The sequence below is a fragment of the Siccirubricoccus soli genome, assembly GCF_024178315.1.
GTDB lineage: Bacteria > Pseudomonadota > Alphaproteobacteria > Acetobacterales > Acetobacteraceae > Siccirubricoccus > Siccirubricoccus soli.
On the sequence record NZ_JAMZIK010000119.1, the window covers coordinates 1 to 16,420 of the forward strand.

Below are 16,420 nucleotides of genomic sequence, written 5' to 3' on the forward strand. Positions count from 1 at the left end.
CCGGCGCGGCCGGTGGCGGGGCTGCCCGGCGCGGCGGCCGAGGCGGCGCTGCGCGAGGGTGCAACCGATGCCCTGCTGCTGCAGGGGGCGGAGGCGCCGGCGCGCATGGCGGCGCTCGGCCTGCAGCCCTGGCTGGCGCTGGATGCGGCGCTGGGCCCGATGGTGGCGGGGGCCGGCCGGCCGGAGCTGCGCGCCGCCCTGATGGTGGCGGCGGCGCATGCCCGACTGCAGGCCCTGGTGGTGCTGCCGGCGCTGACGCCGGGCAATACCGTGGCGCTGTGGCGCGGCGCGGCGCAGCGCTGGATGGAGGAGGGGCGGGCGGCGGTGACGCCCGGGCTGCGGCTGCTCACCGGCACGGAGTATCCGCATCTGGCGCCGCCCTCCGAGGCGGTGAGCCTGGCCTATCGCGCCTGGCTGCAGCAGCGGCTGGGCTGGAGCCCGAGCTGAACTCCCGAGGACGTTGCTGCGCAACGCCGTGGGGCCCCGGAACCGCGGCATGTCCGGGGTCCTCGCACAGCAAGCGCGGCAAGGCCGCGGCGGGACAGGGAGCGGTGGCGCAGACGCGCGCGGCGATCACGGGGGAAACGGGGCGGCATAATCCGTGAGACAGGCCGGATCGCTGGTGCCTTGAAGATGCCATTGTGCGGTGCAACATTAGCGGCGAGGGCAGGGAGGAAACCGAACCCGAAGGATCCCTCAGCCATGTTCATGTTCCTGATCGGCCTCGCCGCCCTGGTGGTCGCCGGCCTCGTCACCGACCACGAAGCCCAGCGCGAAGGCTTCGACGAGCTGCGCGGCGGCGCCCACCTCGGCGCCTGACGGCCAGACGATGCCAGGGGGCTCGCGCCCCCTGGCACCGGCCGGCCTTCTCCCCGCAGACCACACTCACGCGACTTCCAGCGGCGCCTTCCTTGCGGCTTGCGCGTTGACGCGCATCTGAAAGCCGGTGCCGTATCGGGAGCGCATGATCTCACCCCTTGCTTCGCCTGGCCTCCGGCCAGACCGCCCCCGCATCGCCGTCATCGGCGCCGGGCCGGGTGGGCTTGCCGCCGCCATGCTGCTGGCCGCCCAGGGGGCCCGCGTCACCCTGTTCGAGAAGGATGCGGAGATCGGCGGCCGCTCCCGCACTCTGGCGGCGCCGGGCGGCTACCGCTTCGACCTCGGTCCCACCTTCTTCCTCTATCCGCGGATCCTCGCCGAGATCTTCACCGCCTGCGGCGCCGAGCTGTCAGCGGAGGTGGAGCTGATCCGGCTGGACCCGCAATACCGCTTGGTCTTCGAGGGCGCGGCGACGCTCGACGCGACGCCGGACGTGCCCCGGATGGAGGCCGAGATCGCCCGGCTCTGCCCGGGCGACGCGCCGGGGCTGCGCAGCTTCCTGGCGGAGAACCGCCGCAAGCTCGAGGCCTTCCGCCCGGTGCTGGAGCGGCCCTTCAGCGCGTTGCGCGACCATCTCTCCCCCGGGCTGCTGCGCAGCCTGGCGCTGCTCCGGCCGCATCGCAGCCTGGACCAGGATCTGGCGCGGCATTTCCGCGACCCGCTTGTGCGCCTCGCCTTCTCCTTCCAGAGCAAATACCTGGGGATGAGCCCCTTCCGCTGCCCCAGCCTGTTCACCATCCTGAGCTTCCTGGAATACGAGCACGGCATCTTCCACCCGCGCGGCGGCTGCGGCGCGGTCGCCGCCGCCATGGCGCGGGTGGCGGCAAGGCTGGGCGTCGAGATCCGCCGCGACTCGGCGGTGGAGCGCATCGCCTTCGCCGGACGACGGGCGGTGGGGGTGGAGCTGGGCGGGGCGCGCCACGCCGCCGACGCCGTGGTGGTGAATGCCGATTTCGCCCATGCCATCCCGCGGCTGATCCCGGATGCGCTGCGGCAGCAATGGTCGGACCGGCGGATCGCCGGGGCACGCTATTCCTGCTCCACCTTCATGCTCTACCTCGGCGTGGCAGGCAGCTTCCCGGAACTCGCCCACCACACCGTGCTGCTGGCCGAGGATTACCGGCGCAACATCCGCCAGATCGAGACGGGCGAGATCCCGGACGTGCCGAGCCTCTATCTGCACCATCCGGGGGCGAGCGACCCCTCCATGGCGCCGCCGGGGCATAGCAGCCTCTACCTGCTGGTGCCGGTGCCGAATCTGCGGCAGTCGGCGGCGGCGGGGGTGGACTGGACGCAGGAGGCGCCGCGCTATCGCCGGCTGGCGCTGGACCGGCTGCGGGCGCTCGGCCTGCCGGATCTCGCGCCGCGCATCCGCTACGAGCGCATGGTGACGCCGGCGGACTGGCAGGCGCGTTATGCGGTGGGGTTCGGCGCCACCTTCAACCTCAGCCACGATCTGGGGCAGATGCTGGGCTTCCGGCCGCGCAACCGCTTCTCCGGCGTGGAGGGGGTATATCTGGTGGGCGGCGGCACCCATCCGGGCAGCGGGCTGCCGGTAATCTACGAAGGGGCGCGGATCACCGCCACGCTGCTGGCGCAGGATCTCGGCCTGCGCCCGGCGGCGCAGGGCGCGGGCGTGGCCGGGCTGACGCCGGCCTGCACCCCGGCGGCGTAGGAAGGCGCGGCGGGTGGCCCGGGCCGCCTCAGGCCGGTCGTTCGGCAATCTGGGCCGCCTGACGCCGCGCGGCGGCGTTCCGGGGCATCAAGGAGTGGACCATGGCACGGGTGGTGGTGGTCGGCAGCGGGCTGGGCGGGCTGGCGGCAGCGGTGGTGGTGGCGGCGCGCGGGCATGAGGTCACGCTGCTGGAACGCAATGCCTGGCTGGGCGGCAAGGCGGCGGTGCTGCATCTGGACGCGCCGGATGGCAGCGGGCGCTTCCGCTTCGACATGGGACCCACCATCCTGACCGTGCCGCGGGTGCTGCGCCGCATCTATGCCGAGGCCGGGCGCGACCAGGCGCAGGCGCTGCCGCTGCTGCGCCTCGACCCGCAATGGCGCTGCTTCTTCGACGACAACACCCGGATCGACCTGCTGGAGAACGTGGACGCCATGGCGGCGGCGATGGACCGCTTCACGCCGGAAGGCCAGCAGGGCCAGGGCTATCTCCGCTTCCAGCAGGTCGCGCGGAAGCTGCACGAGGTCTCGGAGAGATTCTTCTTCTGGAAGCCGGTGGAGTCGATGCTCGACACCATCGACCTGAAGAGCAACCTGGACCCCGGCACGATGCGGGACGTGTTGGCGCTGCGCATGGGCAAGTCCATGGCGAAGGTCATCCGCGGCCATGTGCCGGATGCCCGGCTGGCGCAGATGCTGGACCATTTCTGCCAGTATGTCGGCTCCAACCCCTATCTCGCCCCGGCCGTGCTCTGCTCGATCGGGGACATGCAGGCGAGCGAGGGCGTCTGGTACCCGGTGGGCGGCACCCGCGCCGTGGCGGAGGGGCTGGCGCAACTCGCCGCGGAGCTGGGCGCCGAGCTCCGCACCGGCACCGAGGTCGCAGGGTTCGAGCTGGAGAAGGGCGCCGTGCGCGCGGTGCGGACCGCCGGCGGCGAACGCATCCCCTGCGATGCCGTCATCTCCAACATGGATGCCGTCCGCACCTACCGGGAGCTGGTGGGCGGCGAGACGGGCGAGCGCTATGCGCGGAAGGCGCCGGAGCCGGCCTGCTCGGGCGTGGTGCTCTATCTCGGGCTGAACCGGCGCTACGAGCATCTGGCGCACCACGACTTCGTCTTCTCCCGCGATGCGGAGGAGGAGTTCGCGGCGATCTACGGGCGCGGCGAGCCGGCGCCGGACCCGACCTGCTACCTGGCGGCGCCCTCCATCAGCGATCCCTCGGTGGCACCGGAGGGGGGCGAGGCGCTCTATGTGCTGGTGCATACGCCGCATCTGCGGCCGGGACATGATTGGGCGCGGATGTTTCCTGCCTACCGGCAGGTGATCCTGGACAAGCTGAAGCGCACGGCAGGGCTCGGGGATATCGAGGAGCGGATCGTGGCGGAGGGCGGGATGACGCCGGCCGACATCCACAACCGCTACCGGGTGCTGGACGGGGCGATCTATGGCCTCGCCTCGCATGGCGCCTTCCTCGGCGCCTTCAAGCCGGGCAACCGCTCGAAGGCGGTGCGGGGGCTGTATCTGGCGGGGGGCGCGGCGCATCCGGGGCCGGGCATGCCGATGGTGATGATGTCCGGCTGGATCGCCGCCGATGCGCTGGACCGGGATTTCGGCGGGCATGGCATGTCGGCGGCGGCGGAGCAGGCCGGGCAGCGGGATGCGCTGCGGGCCGGGCTGGCGGCGGAGTAGCGGCGATGGCGGGGCGGGAAGCAGCGCGCGGCGCGGCGCCCGGCCCGGCGGCGCTGTTCTCGCCCTGGCGGCATGCCTTCTTCCGCCGCGCCTTCCTGCGCTTCGCGCGGCGGCATCTGCGGGCGGTGCGGCTGGCGGCATGGGGCGCGCCGGCGGCGGGGGACGGGCCGCTGGTGGTCTTCGCCAACCATCCCTCTTGGTGGGATGGCGTCGCCTTCATGCTGCTCTCCGACTCGCTGTTTCCCGGCCGGCGGATGATGGTGCCGATGGATGCCGAGGCGCTTGCCCGCTACGGCTTCATGCGGCGCATCGGCGTCTTCGGGGTGGAGCAGCATTCGGCGCGTGGGGCGCTGGGTTTCCTGCGGGTGGCGGAGGCGGTGCTGGCGCTGCCCGGCCACATGCTGTGGCTGAATGCGCCCGGTCGGTTCTGCGATGTGCGGGAGCGGCCGGTGCCCATCGCCCCCGGGCTGGTGCGGCTGGCGGAGCTGGCGCCGCGGGCGCGCTTCCTGCCGCTGGCGCTGGAATATCCCTTCTGGACCGAGCGGGCGCCGGAGATGCTGGCGGGGTTCGGCACGCCGCTGGAGGGAGCGGCGCTGGCGGCGATGGACCGCGCGGCGCGGGAGGCGGCGCTGCGGCAGGCGCTGGAGGCCACGATGGACCGGCTGGCCGCCGATGCCGTGGCGCGCGACCCGTCGCGCTTCCTGCCGGTGCTGCGCGGGCGCGAGGGGATGGGCGGCTTCTACCAGGCGTGGCGGTGGGTTGGCGCCACGCTGCGCGGTCGCCACTTCGACCCGCGGCATGACCCTCGCGCAGACGGATCGGCGGAGGGCAGACTCATGGTTTCCAAAGGCCTTTCGGCCTTTGGTAGGGGGTCCAAGGGGGGCAAAGCCCCCCTTGACCGGCAGCCATGATCCCCTGGGTGGTCCTCACCCTGGCGCTGCTGCCGGTCGTCTTCGGCGCGGTCAATCTCTGGCTGCTGCCGCGGCTGCGCAGCGCCTCCGCGCCGGGCCTGCTGGTTTCCATCCTGATCCCGGCGCGCGACGAGGCCGCCAACATCGCTGCCTGCCTGGAGGCCGCCGCTGCCAGCCGGGGCGTGGCGGTGGAGATCCTGGTGATGGATGACGGCTCCTCGGACGGGACCGGGGGGATCGTCGCGCGGCTTGCCGCCACCGATCCGCGGGTGCGGCTGCTGCATGCCCCTCCCCTGCCTCCCGGCTGGACGGGCAAGGTGCATGCCTGCGCCCGGCTGGCGGAGGCGGCGCGGGGCACGCATCTGCTGTTCATCGATGCCGATGTGCGGCTGGCGCCGGGGGCCGCCGCCGCCATGGCCGGGCATGCGGCGGCGCGGGGCATCGGGCTGGTCTCCGGCGTGCCGCGGCAGGTGATCGGCAGCCTGGGCGAGGCGCTGACGGTGCCCGCCATCAACCTGCTGCTGCTGGGCTACCTGCCGGCCGCGGGGCGCGCCTTCACCCGGCATCCGTCGCTGGCGGCGGCCTGCGGCCAGCTCCTGCTCTGCGACCGCGCGGCCTATGCGCGGGCGGGCGGGCACGCGGCGCTGCACGGCGTGCTGCATGAGGCGATCGCCCTCGCCCGTCGCTTCCGCGCCGCGGGGGAGCGGACGGAGGTGGTGGATGGCGCGCCGCTCGCCGCCTGCCGGATGTATCGGGGGCTGGGGGAAGCCTGGGCCGGCTTCGTGAAGAATGCGCGGGAGGGGATGGCGACGCCGCTCGGCCTGCCGGTCTGGACGCTGCTGCTGGCGGGCGGGCATCTGGCGCCCTTCCTCCTGCTGCCGGCGGGGCCGGCCTTCGCGGCGCTGGCGCTGGTCCTGGCCCTGCGAGTGGCGATCACCCGGCGGGCCCAGGAGCCCTGGTGGACGGTGCCGCTGCACCCGCTGACGGTGGCGGTGGCGCTGGCGATTCAATGGGATGCGCTGGGGCGCGCGGCGCTCGGCCGGGGGGCGGGCTGGAAAGGCCGCGCATATCCGGCCACAAGGGGGGCATGAGGCCGCCCGCTCCCCCGCCCCCTGCCCTGCCCTGCCCCGCTTTGGCCCGCCCCGCCATGGCCCGGGGCTGAGACGCACGCCATGTCCCAGCCCCGTCCGCTCGAGACCGGCAGCCTGGCCGTCGGCGCCACGCCGACGCGCGACCATGACACCGAGAATTTCCCCACCGCCTCGCTGATCCTGGCCAAGAAGCTGCGGGCCAAGGTGATGGCCTTCTACCGCTTCGTGCGCGTGGCCGACGATATCGGCGACAGCCCCGACCTGCCGCCGGAGGAGAAGATCGCCCGGCTGGACGCGATGGAGCGGGCGCTGGACGACCCCGCCAGCGCGGTGCCGGAAGCGCGGCGCATGCATGCCACGGGCGTCGGGGTGGAGGAGGCGCGGCTGATGCTTTCCGCCTTCCGCCAGGATGCGGTGAAGCGCCGCTACGCCGATTGGGCAGAACTGGAGGATTACTGCCGCCGCTCCGCCGACCCGGTGGGGCGCATGCTGCTGCGGCTGCATGGGGATGGCGACAACCGGGCGGCGAATGCGGCGGCGGATGCGCTCTGCACCGCGCTGCAGGTGCTGAACCACCTGCAGGACCTGGTGCCGGACCGCGACGCGCTGGACCGGATCTACCTGCCGGAATCCTGGATGGCGCTGGCCGGCGGCGAGGCGGGGTTCTTCGACCCGGCGAACACGGCGCGGCGGCGGGAGGTGCTGGACGCCGCGCTGGACCGGGTGGAGGAGGCGCTGGACCGGGCGGAGGCGCTGCCGCGGCTGCTCAAGGCGCGGCGGCTGGCGATCCAGAGCGCCATGACCATCGGCTGCGCCCGGCGGCTGCTGGCGAAGCTGCGCGTGGCGGACCCGGTGCTGGGGCGCGTCGCGCTCGGCAAGCCGGATTTCGCCAAGGCGCTGCTGGCGGCGCTGCGGCAGCCGCGCTCGGAGGCGGCGATCGTCGCCGGGCGGGTCTCCCGCGCCGGCTCCTCCTTCGCCCGCGGCATGGCGGCGCTGAAGGGGGAGCGGCGGCGGGCGCTCTGGGCGGTCTATGCCTTCTGCCGGGCGGTGGACGACATCGCCGATGGCGCCATGCCGGAGGCGGAGAAGCGACGCTGCCTCGCCGCCTGGCGTGCCAAGCTGGCGGCGCCGGATTGCGTGCTCTCGCGCGAGCTGGCCTGGGCGCGGCAGGCCTATGGCGTGCCGCTCGAGGAATGCCAGGCGATGATCGCCGGCATGGAGACGGATGCGGCGGACCGGCTGCGGCTGGAGAGCGAGGCGGATCTCGACCTCTATTGCCGCCGCGTCGCCGGCAGCGTCGGCGCCATGGCGGTGCGCATCTTCGGCGCGCCGGAGGCGGAGGGGTTCGGCCTGGCGCTCGGCCACACCTTCCAGCTCACCAACATCCTGCGCGACGTGGACGAGGATGCGGAGCGGGAGCGGGTCTATGTGCCGCTCGATCTGCTGGCGAAGGCGGGCATCCCGGATGGGAAGGCGGCGGCGATCGTCGGCGATCCGCGCTTCGGCGCGATCTGCGAGGGGCTGGCGCGGCAGGCGGAGGCGGGGTTTGCCAGGGCGGCCGAGGAGATCGGCCGCTTCGACCGCAGCGCGCTGCTGCCGGCGGCGGTGATGATGTGGGGCTACCGCCGGCTGTTCGAGCGGCTGCGGGCGCGCGGCTTCTCCGGGCCCCGGCCGCGGCCGCGGCTGAGCACGGGCGAGAAGCTGCGCATGGCCTGGATGGCGCTCGGCTTCGGGCGGGTGGCGTGAGGCGGATGCAAGGGTGCTGACTCCCATGGCATCGTGCCAAGCCGCACCGGCCTGGCCGACCTCCCCCCTGCCCCGGGCTGCGAGGAAGCGTCGAGGTGGAGATGCCGCGGCACGCGCCGCCGCCACGCCCCAGAGCGTCGCCCTGGCCGTACCGGCCTGTCCCCCCACCCTGACCCCCCCAATGCCCGGGGTCACGCCCGGGGCGGGTCACGCCCCCAGCCCTGCCCGCCCCAGCTTGGACCGCCGCTCCGCATGACCATCCACATCATCGGCGCCGGGGTGGCAGGGCTGGCCGGGGCGCTGGCGCTGCTGGAAGCGGGCCGGCCGGTCGCGCTGCACGAGGCCTCGCCCCAGGCGGGCGGGCGCTGCCGGGCGCTGCCGGACGGCACGGATAACGGCACCCATGCGCTGATCGGCGCCAACCGCGCGGCGCTGGCGTTCCTGGCGACCATCGGCGCGCGCGAGGGCTGGGTGGAGCCGGAGCCGGCCGGGCTGCCGGTGCTGGATCTGCGGGACGGAAGGGCCTTCCGCGTCGCGCTCTCGCCGCTGGCCTGGGGCAATGCGGCGCTGCGACCGCCGGGCTTCTCCGCCGGGGCGCTGCTCGCCTTGGCGAAGCTCGCCCTGCCGCTGCCGGACCGCGCCATCGGCCCGGCGCTGGCGGCGCATCCGGAATTCCTTCGCGGCTTCGTCGATCCGCTGGTGGTGGCGGCGCTGAACACGCCGGTGGAGGAGGCCTCCGCCCGCCGCCTCGGCGCGGTGCTGCGGCGGCTGGGGGGCAAGGGGGCGACGCGGCTCTTCGTCGCGCGGCACGGGCTGGGACCGGATCTGGTGGCGCCGGCGGTGGCGGCGCTCAGGACGCGCGGCGCCACGCTGCGCACCGGCGCCAGGCTGCGGCGGCTGGTGACGCAGGGCGGGCGGGTGGCGGCGCTGGATTTCGGCGAGGACGCCATCGCCCTCGGCCCGGAGGACGCGGTGCTGCTGGCGACGCCGCCCTGGGAGAGCCAGCGCCTGCTGCCGCATCTGGAGACGCCTTCCTCCTACGCCCCCATCGTGAACCTGCACTACGCGCATCGCACGCCGGGGCCGGTGCGCTTCCTCGGCCTGCTGGACGCGCTCTGCCAATGGGTGCTGGTGCGGCCGGAGGGGGTTTCCGTCACCGTCTCCGCCGGGGATGCAGCGGCACGGGAGGAGCAGGAGAGCCTGGCCCCCCGCGCCTGGGCGGAGCTGCGCCGGGCGGCGCTGGCCTTCGGCCTCAAGGGGGAGTGGCCCGAGGCGCCGCCGCCATGCCGGGTGGTGAAGGAGCGGCGGGCGACGCCACGCCACCTGCCCGGCCCGGCGCTGCGCCCGCCCCCGCTGCCTTTGCCGAACCTGGCCCTGGCCGGGGATTGGACGGAGCCGGTGCTGCCCGCGACCATCGAGGCGGCGGTGCTCTCCGGCCAGGCGGCGGCGCGGGCGCTGCTGCGGCGCTGAACCGGCGGCGGCGCCTTGGCGAGAGCGAAGCGCGGCAAGGCGACGCGCCGACGATGTCGGGCCAGCGGCAACACCGGCGCTGGAGCCACGCTGAACGGAGGCACCGCCCTGCCGGTGAGGCAAAGGCGCAGCAGCGACGAGGCGCGGGTGATGCCGGGCCGTCCGCCCCCGCCCTGCTACCGCAGCCCCACGGCACAGGCTCCCACCTCACCCTTGCCTTCGCTGCCAAGCTGGGCGACGGAAGCCCATGCTGCCGGACCTCATTGCGCTGCGCCAGGCGGAGGCGAAGGACGGGACGCTGCCGATCGCGCGGCGGCGGGCGCTGCTCGCCGCCCTGGCCGGGGCCGTCCGGCGCCGGGCGGAGGCCGTCGCCGCCGCCGCGGATGCCGATTTCGGCGGGCGCAGCGCGGTGGAGACCCTGCTCGCCGATGTGAAGCTGGTGGTGGATGCGGCATGGCGGGCGCGGCGGCAGCTGCGGCGCTGGGCGAGGCCGCGGCGGGTGCCGGTGCCCTTCCCCTTCCTCCCCGCAAGGGCGCGGGAGGAATATGTGCCGAAGGGCATCGTCGGCATCATGGCGCCCTGGAACTACCCGCTGCAGCTCGCCCTGCTGCCGGCCATCGACGCGCTGGCGGCGGGCAACCGCATCCTGGTGAAGCCCTCCGAGGCGGCGCCGGCCACCGCGGCGCTGCTGGCCGAGATCCTGGCCGAGGCGCTGGGGCCGGAGGTCGCGCGCTGCGTCCAGGGCGGGCCCGAGGTGGCGGCGGCATTCGCCGCCCAGCCCTTCGACCACCTGGTCTTCACCGGCGGGACCGAGACCGGGCGCCGCGTCATGCAGGCGGCGGCGCGCAACCTGGTGCCGGTGACGCTGGAACTCGGCGGCAAATGCCCCTGCCTGGTGCTGCCGGGCGCCGATCTGGCGGCGGCGGCGCGCGCCATCCTGGCCGGCAAGGCGCTGAATGCGGGACAGACCTGCATCGCGCCGGATACCGTGCTGCTGATCGGCCATGCGGTGGCGGAGTTCGCCGCCGCCTGCCGCGCCACGGGCATCGCCCGGCCGGAGACGGCGCTGGCCAATGACCGCCAGGCGGCGCGGCTGGAAGCGCTGTGCGACGGGGCGCGGCTGACGCCGCTGGGCGCGGATGGGCCGGGGCGGCAGCGCGCCCTCGCCCTGGCGGAGGCACCGCCGGACCACCCCCTGCTGGCGGAGGAGATCTTCGGCCCGGTGCTGGCGGTGCAGGAGGTGGCCGATCTCGGCGCGGCGCTCGATTGGGTGCGGGCGCGGCCGGCGCCGCTGGCGATCTACCTCTTCGGCGCGACCGCCGAGGAGGAGGCGTGGGTGGCGCGGGAGACGCGGAGCGGCGCCATCGTCAGCGGCCGCTGCGTGGACTACGCCGCCTTCCCGGCGCTGGCCTTCGGCGGCACCGGCGCCTCCGGCTTCGGGCGGCGGAATGGCGAGGCAGGGTTCCGCGAGTTCAGCCTGCTGCGGGCGCGGGTGCGGCAGGGGCGATGGAGCCTGGCGCGGCTGCTGGACCCGCCGCGCGACGCCGGGGCGCTCCGGCTGGTGCGGCGGCTGCTGCGTCTCGGCCAGGGCGGGTGAGGCCGCTCGGCAAGCGGGCGTGGCAGGACGCTGCGCGGCGCCGCCAGGGCTGGTGGCCTTGGCGGGGGCGGCGCCGCACGCGCCATGCGCCTTTCGCACCACCCGATGCCCGGCTCGGAAGGTCCCGAGGGTCCAAGCCGGTATCGCGCGCAGGGTTGGTGTGATGGCTGCGCGCCAACATCTAGCACATCCCGGCCGAGCACCCGTGGACCGGCACGGGTCGGCCTGTCGCGCAGCCGGCACGATCTCGCGCCCCGGCGAGGTCCCGGCGCAAAGGCCCCGCCGGGCCGGCTTCCATGCAGGCCCCGGGCGAGTCCGGCGCCGAACCGCCACGCGGCGCCGGGACCGGCATGCAAGCCGCCCCGCTCGGATCACGCCGCCATGCGGGAGACCGGCAAGCTGTCCTCCGCGTCATCTCCATGAAATCTCCGTCCCGACCGAAATCTCGAAGAACAGTCAGGAAATTTGACACCTCCGGTTTCGACAAAAAATCATCGAACATTCTCATAGCGATGTGATCGTGGCACGCGGTTTGTAACACCCCGCCCGCAACGGGATCGGCGGCCCGCGTTTCGTGCGGCCGCCCCGGGGCAGGTAGGAGCTTCCCATGCGTGCTGTTAATCCGGCGGTCGCCGCGCTCTGCATCAGCCTGATGTCCGGCACCGCCTGGGCCGCGACCATCAGCTACACTGGATCCCTGCCGCAGTCGGAAACCGACCTGGCGGAGTCGCTCGCCTTCACCCGGTTCAACCCGACGCTCGGCACACTCACCGCGGTGAGCTTCACCCTCGCCGGCGAGGCCCATGGCGATTACGGCGTCGAGAACCGCAACCGGAATGCGCGCGACATCACCGTCACGCTGTCGGTCACGCTGAGCCTGATGCGCCCGGACGCGACGCCGCTGGTCATCTCCATTCCGCAGACGGTGAGCCTGCTCGGCCTTGCCGCCTACGACCAGGCGACGGATTTCGCCGGGGGTTCCGGCGCCTCCGGCGTGCTGCAGGCCAGCCGCTCGGAAAGCGCCACGACCAGCGCCGCGAGCGACCTCGCCCTCTTCACCGGCCTCGGGACGATCTTCCTGCCCATCGCCGCCGAGGGCAACAGCCGCGTCGAGGCCGGCGGCAATGTCAGCTCCTACATCGACACCTCGGCCGCGGCCCAGGTGACCGTCACCTACACCTACACCGCCCCGCGGCCCATCGTGACGCGGCCCACGCCGGTGTCCGAGCCGGCCGGCCTCGCCCTGCTCGGCGCCGGCCTGCTCGGCCTGCGCCTGGCGAGGCGCCGCCGCGGCTGAACGGCGCTCAGGCGGCGACGCAGCCGGCGGGCTTCACCTTCCGCACCGTGCTCGCCGGGTGCTTCAGCAGCTTCGCCGCCGGGCGGATCGGGCGGCGCACCAGCTCCCCGCCGCAATTCGGACAGGCGCCGGCCAGCACGCCCGCGGCGCAGCCGGCGCAGAAGGTGCATTCATAGGAGCAGATGCGCGCCTCCCGGCTGTCCGGCGGCAGGTCGGTGCCGCAGCATTCGCAGCAGGGGCGGAGTTCGAGCATGGCGGGGCCTCCCGGTTTCGCAGGCGGCCAGCCTCGCCGATCCCGGCCCTGCCCGGCAACCGCCGCCGAACCCCGGCCCGCCCGCCGCGTTGCGGCGGGATGAGCGACAAGCCGAAAACCCCCGACCCCGCCACCGAGCGCGCCGCCGGCACCATCGACCGCCCGATCGGCACGGATGACGCCCAGCCGGGCGACCGCGCCGAGCGCGGCGCCGAATTCGGCGGGCCCATCGACATCTTCCCGACCCGCCGCGACCGCCCCGGCATCGAGGACCCGAACGCCACCGACACGCCGGAGCAGAATCCGACCTAGCTCCGCGCCGCGCCCTGTCGAAGCCTCGTCATCTGAAGGGAACGGGGCAGGACACGGGCAGGGCGCGCATCCTCCGGCTGCCGTACTGGCCGGAAGCGATCCGGGTCGCCTGAGAGACGCTCTGGTACGAGCGGTTCAAGCCGACCGGCAATGAGGGCTCGTCCAGTTCTTCACCCTCCTGGCGAATTGGCTGCGAGAAGCCCATCCGCCTCTTCGCCGCCGGCATGGAGATCGCTGCCGCGGTGCTGGTGCTGATCCCGCGCAGCCAGGCCTTCAGCGGGCTGTTCGCCGTCGGCATCATGACCGGCGCCAGCTTCTTCCACACCGTCAGCCCGCTCCGCATCGACCCCTATGGCGATGGCGGCAGGCTGTTCAGGGAAGCCTGCTTCACCTTCCTCATGGGTGGCTTCATCGCCCTGGTGCGGCGGGAGGAGCTGGTCGCCATCGCCCGGCGCCTGCCGCCGCGCGGGTCTGCTCGCGAATTGTCATTCACCGGGAGCGGAGCGCCCCGGTATCCTCCCGCCGCCAACAAGACCTCGGGAGGAAACCATGTCCTGGATCCGCTGCGCGGCGCTGGCCGCGCTGCTTGCCGCGCCCTTGCCGGCCGCTGCCCAGACCGCCACCCCGGCACCGGGCCAGCCGCCGGCCAATTGGTACCCCTCGCGCTATGGGGCGGATGACCAGATCGGCGCCATGAACCTGCTGAATGCGCAGAAGGTGCTGGAGGCCGTGCGGCTGGTCACGCGCGGCCAGGTCTATCGGCTCGGCGTGCCGGTGGGGCGGGAGACGCCGGCCTTCCCGCCGCGCAGCCTCTCCGTCACGGTGATGATGCCCGACCAGTTCGGCGGCGCCACCGTGCCCTCCGAGAACCGCATGTCCTATGCCGACGACATGTTCACCGGCTGGCTCGGCGTCGGCAGCCAGATCGACAGCTTCGCCCATCTCGGCATCGACAACGTCTTCTACAACGGCAACCGGGCGCAGGATTTCATGCACACCACCGGCGTGACGCGGCTCGGCATCGAGGGCATCCCGCCCATGGTGACGCGCGGCGTGCTGGTGGACATGGCGCGCGCCCGCGGCAAGCCGATGCTCGACGAGGGCGAGATCATCACCGCCGACGATTTGCGCAACGTCATGCGCGACCAGGGCGTGCAGGTGCGGCGCGGCGATGTGGTGCTGATCCATACCGGCTGGGTGGAGCTGCTGGAGCGCGACCCGGCCCGCTTCGGCAAGGGCGAGCCGGGCATCGACAATGGCGCGGCGGAATACCTGGCGAGCCTCGAGGTGGTGGCGGTCGGCGCCGATACCTGGGGGGTGGAGGCGGTGCCCTTCCGGAACCCCAACCGGGTGTGGGAGGGGCACCAGACCCTGCTGGCGAAGAACGGCATCCATATCCTGGAGGTGATGGACACCCGCGCCCTGGCGCGCGATCAGGCGACGGAGTTCCTCTTCGTGCTCGGCCAGCCGCTGCTGAAGGGGGCGGTGCAGGCGATCATCAACCCGATCGCCATCAGGTAGCGGCCAGGGCATCGCCGGGCGACGGTGGCGCCCCCCGCAGGCATGCCCCGCCCTGCGGTCCAGGGCGCGGATCATCGGAGGGCGGTGGCGCCCGCAGGCGTCCCTCCGCCCTGCGATCAGGGCGTGGGCGGGCCGGCAGCGCGGGCCAGGGCGTTGTTCTGGTAGCGCGGGTCGCCGGTCACCTCCCGGCCCAGCCAGGCGGGGCGGGGGAAAGGCTGGTCGGCATCGGCCAGCTCGATCTCGGCCAGCACGAGGCCGGCGAGGTGGCCGGCGAAGACATCCACCTCCCAACCGTCGCGCAGGCGGGTGCGGGTCTTCTCGATGATCGGGGGCGGGCAGAGGGTGGCGAGCATGGCCGCGGCATCCTCGGGCGGGATCGGGTATTCGAATTCCGCGCGGGCCAGCAGGCCCGGGCCCTTGATGGTGAGGAAGGCGGCATCGCCCGCCTGGCGGATGCGGATGACGGGCGAGCCGGCATGCAGATAGCCCTGGCGGAGCCGCAGGCCGGGGCCGATGGCCTCTTCCTGCCAGGCATCGCTGGTGACGAGGAATTTGCGCTCGATCTCGGTCGCCATGACATCCTGCTCCGTGCTGCGGCAGGATCTGGCGCCGCATGGCGCGCCCTGCCTCGCACTCCGTCCTGCCAAGGGCGGCCGGAGGCGGTGCCTCCTGCCCCTCATGGCCCCTGGGCCGGCGGCTTCAGCCGCCGGGCCTGGATGCCTAGAGCATTTTCGGTTCACATGCGGTCACCGAAAGCGCTCTACGCCTTTGTTTGCAGAGCAGCTTCACGCGTTCAGATGATTCCGTCTGAACGCGATCTGCTCTGAAGCATCTCCGGGCCGGCCGGAATTGCCTGGCGGCCGGACCGCATGGCGCGACGGAAGGCTGGAGCGACGGCACGCCGGCACGGTCAGGGCGGAAGCGTTCCGCGGGTGCTGCCCGCGACGCCTGCGGGCGGCGGGGGCGCGGGCCATGGACAGCGGAGGCCGTCGCGCCACCGGACGCGCTTCCTGGACGCCACGCCACCGGGCGCGGGCCGGCGCCGGCGAAAGCCCGTCAGACCAGCGGGCAGCCCCCCTCCGCCATCGGCCGGAAGGCCTGCTCGCCCGGGACGGTCTGCAGCACCTTGTAGTAGTCCCAGGGGCCCTTGCTCTCGGCCGGCGACTTCACCTCCAGCAGGTAGGCGGGGTGCAGCTTGCGCCCATCGGCGCGGATGGTGCCCGGGCCGAAGGCGTCGTCGTCGCAGGGCATCGCCTTCATGCGGGCCACCGCCGCGGCGCCACTCGCCTTGGCCGCGGCGACGCCCATATCGGCCACCGCCTTCAGGTAGTGCAGCGTGACGCCGTAGCAGCCCGCCTGCACCATGGTCGGCGGCGGCGCGCTGAAATTCTGCTTCAGGCGCCGGGTCAGCGCCCGGGTGCGGTCGTTCACGTCCCAGTAGAAGCTCTCCGAGCACACCAGCCCCTTCGCCGTCTCGAGGCCCATGGAATGGACCTCCGAGATGAAGAGGATCAGCGCCGCCAGCCGCTGGCCGCGCCGCTGCAGGCCGAACTCGGCCGCCTGCTTCACCGCATTCGCCATGTCGGTGCCGCCGAAGGCGAGGCCGATGACCTTGGCGCGGCTGGCCTGGGCCCGCAGCAGGAAGGCGGAGAAGTCGGTGGTGCCGGGGAAGGGGAAGCGGGCGCTGCCCAGCACGCGGCCGCCCTCGGCGGCGATGATCTTGCCGCCCTCCACCTCCATGGAATGGCCGAAGGCGTAGTCGGCGGTGACGAAGAACCAGCTATCGCCGCCCTCCCGCACCATCGCCCGGGCGGTGGAATTGGCCAGCATCCAGGTGTCGTAGGTCCATTGCACCGTGTTCGGGCTGCATTGCGTGCCGGTGAGCTCCGAGGTGCCGGGCGCCGAGGCGAGGAAGACCTTGTTCTTCTCCCGCACCACGCCGTTGACGGCGAGCGCGGCGCTGCTGGCCGGCACGTC

General features: G+C 73.6%; 14 protein-coding genes and 1 pseudogene. 12 read left to right on the forward strand and 3 right to left on the reverse strand.

Annotated elements, in window-relative coordinates:
- From NJ376_RS18485 to NJ376_RS18525, 9 genes and pseudogenes are all read left to right on the forward strand, one after another.
- Positions 1–447 (forward strand): annotated as a pseudogene (locus tag NJ376_RS18485) (hypothetical protein); the annotation flags it as partial.
- Between the two features lie 517 nt (positions 448–964).
- The gene (crtI, locus tag NJ376_RS18490; RefSeq protein WP_252954762.1) at positions 965–2,554 is read left to right on the forward strand and encodes a phytoene desaturase family protein; all 1,590 of its coding nucleotides are present in this window, start codon (positions 965–967) and stop codon (positions 2,552–2,554) included.
- 101 nt (positions 2,555–2,655) lie between these two features.
- The gene (locus NJ376_RS18495; protein WP_252954763.1) at positions 2,656–4,245 is read left to right on the forward strand and encodes a phytoene desaturase family protein; all 1,590 of its coding nucleotides are present in this window, start codon (positions 2,656–2,658) and stop codon (positions 4,243–4,245) included.
- A gap of 5 nt (positions 4,246–4,250) precedes the next feature.
- On the forward strand, positions 4,251–5,156 hold the full coding sequence (locus NJ376_RS18500; protein ID WP_252954764.1) for a lysophospholipid acyltransferase family protein: 906 nt from the start codon (positions 4,251–4,253) through the stop codon (positions 5,154–5,156).
- Complete coding sequence (locus tag NJ376_RS18505; RefSeq protein ID WP_252954765.1) at positions 5,153–6,247, forward strand: glycosyltransferase; 1,095 nt, start codon at positions 5,153–5,155, stop codon at positions 6,245–6,247. The genes NJ376_RS18500 and NJ376_RS18505 overlap by 4 nt, the downstream gene beginning before the upstream one ends.
- Positions 6,248–6,328: 81 nt before the next feature.
- On the forward strand, positions 6,329–7,993 hold the full coding sequence (locus NJ376_RS18510; protein ID WP_252954766.1) for a squalene/phytoene synthase family protein: 1,665 nt from the start codon (positions 6,329–6,331) through the stop codon (positions 7,991–7,993).
- 252 nt (positions 7,994–8,245) lie between these two features.
- Entirely contained in the window at positions 8,246–9,463 is a 1,218-nt protein-coding gene (locus tag NJ376_RS18515; RefSeq protein ID WP_252954767.1) for a hydroxysqualene dehydroxylase, read from the forward strand.
- Positions 9,464–9,710: 247 nt separating this feature from the next.
- Positions 9,711–11,060 carry an aldehyde dehydrogenase family protein gene (locus tag NJ376_RS18520; protein WP_252954768.1) on the forward strand — a complete coding sequence of 450 codons (1,350 nt, stop codon included), beginning with the start codon at positions 9,711–9,713 and terminating at the stop codon, positions 11,058–11,060.
- Between the two features lie 607 nt (positions 11,061–11,667).
- Positions 11,668–12,357: a choice-of-anchor E domain-containing protein gene (locus NJ376_RS18525; RefSeq protein ID WP_252954769.1), complete on the forward strand. Its 690-nt coding sequence runs from the start codon at positions 11,668–11,670 to the stop codon at positions 12,355–12,357.
- Between the two features lie 7 nt (positions 12,358–12,364).
- On the opposite strand, the gene NJ376_RS18530 is transcribed toward NJ376_RS18525, so the two are convergent.
- Complete coding sequence (locus NJ376_RS18530; protein WP_252954770.1) at positions 12,365–12,610, reverse strand: DUF1272 domain-containing protein; 246 nt, start codon at positions 12,608–12,610, stop codon at positions 12,365–12,367.
- Between the two features lie 99 nt (positions 12,611–12,709).
- Between NJ376_RS18530 and NJ376_RS18535 the strand changes: the two genes are divergently transcribed.
- The 3 genes from NJ376_RS18535 (at position 12,710) to NJ376_RS18545 (ending at position 14,443) form a co-directional block, all read left to right on the forward strand.
- Positions 12,710–12,922 carry a hypothetical protein gene (locus NJ376_RS18535; protein WP_252954771.1) on the forward strand — a complete coding sequence of 71 codons (213 nt, stop codon included), beginning with the start codon at positions 12,710–12,712 and terminating at the stop codon, positions 12,920–12,922.
- A 224-nt stretch (positions 12,923–13,146) separates the two neighbouring features.
- Entirely contained in the window at positions 13,147–13,602 is a 456-nt protein-coding gene (locus NJ376_RS18540; protein ID WP_252954772.1) for a hypothetical protein, read from the forward strand.
- A gap of 13 nt (positions 13,603–13,615) precedes the next feature.
- Positions 13,616–14,443, forward strand: coding sequence for a cyclase family protein (locus NJ376_RS18545; protein WP_456309553.1), 828 nt, complete (start codon positions 13,616–13,618; stop codon positions 14,441–14,443).
- Positions 14,444–14,559: 116 nt separating this feature from the next.
- On the opposite strand, the gene NJ376_RS18550 is transcribed toward NJ376_RS18545, so the two are convergent.
- Both NJ376_RS18550 and NJ376_RS18555 read right to left on the reverse strand, forming a co-directional pair.
- Positions 14,560–15,018, reverse strand: coding sequence for a CYTH domain-containing protein (locus NJ376_RS18550; protein ID WP_252954773.1), 459 nt, complete (start codon positions 15,016–15,018; stop codon positions 14,560–14,562).
- Positions 15,019–15,499: 481 nt separating this feature from the next.
- A partial coding sequence (locus tag NJ376_RS18555; protein WP_252954774.1) for an ABC transporter substrate-binding protein occupies positions 15,500–16,420 on the reverse strand: 921 nt, incomplete at its 5' end.

Bases quoted from the DNA above. Each gene is read 5' to 3' on its own strand.
- crtI (WP_252954762.1), top strand. From the start codon at position 965: ATGATCTCACCCCTTGCTTCGCCTGGCCTCCGGCCAGACCGCCCCCGC.
- NJ376_RS18495 (WP_252954763.1), top strand. From the start codon at position 2,656: ATGGCACGGGTGGTGGTGGTCGGCAGCGGGCTGGGCGGGCTGGCGGCA.
- NJ376_RS18500 (WP_252954764.1), top strand. From the start codon at position 4,251: ATGGCGGGGCGGGAAGCAGCGCGCGGCGCGGCGCCCGGCCCGGCGGCG.
- NJ376_RS18505 (WP_252954765.1), top strand. From the start codon at position 5,153: ATGATCCCCTGGGTGGTCCTCACCCTGGCGCTGCTGCCGGTCGTCTTC.
- NJ376_RS18510 (WP_252954766.1), top strand. From the start codon at position 6,329: ATGTCCCAGCCCCGTCCGCTCGAGACCGGCAGCCTGGCCGTCGGCGCC.
- NJ376_RS18515 (WP_252954767.1), top strand. From the start codon at position 8,246: ATGACCATCCACATCATCGGCGCCGGGGTGGCAGGGCTGGCCGGGGCG.
- NJ376_RS18520 (WP_252954768.1), top strand. From the start codon at position 9,711: ATGCTGCCGGACCTCATTGCGCTGCGCCAGGCGGAGGCGAAGGACGGG.
- NJ376_RS18525 (WP_252954769.1), top strand. From the start codon at position 11,668: ATGCGTGCTGTTAATCCGGCGGTCGCCGCGCTCTGCATCAGCCTGATG.
- NJ376_RS18530 (WP_252954770.1), bottom strand. From the start codon at position 12,610: ATGCTCGAACTCCGCCCCTGCTGCGAATGCTGCGGCACCGACCTGCCG.
- NJ376_RS18535 (WP_252954771.1), top strand. From the start codon at position 12,710: ATGAGCGACAAGCCGAAAACCCCCGACCCCGCCACCGAGCGCGCCGCC.
- NJ376_RS18540 (WP_252954772.1), top strand. From the start codon at position 13,147: ATGGAGATCGCTGCCGCGGTGCTGGTGCTGATCCCGCGCAGCCAGGCC.
- NJ376_RS18545 (WP_456309553.1), top strand. From the start codon at position 13,616: ATGAACCTGCTGAATGCGCAGAAGGTGCTGGAGGCCGTGCGGCTGGTC.
- NJ376_RS18550 (WP_252954773.1), bottom strand. From the start codon at position 15,018: ATGGCGACCGAGATCGAGCGCAAATTCCTCGTCACCAGCGATGCCTGG.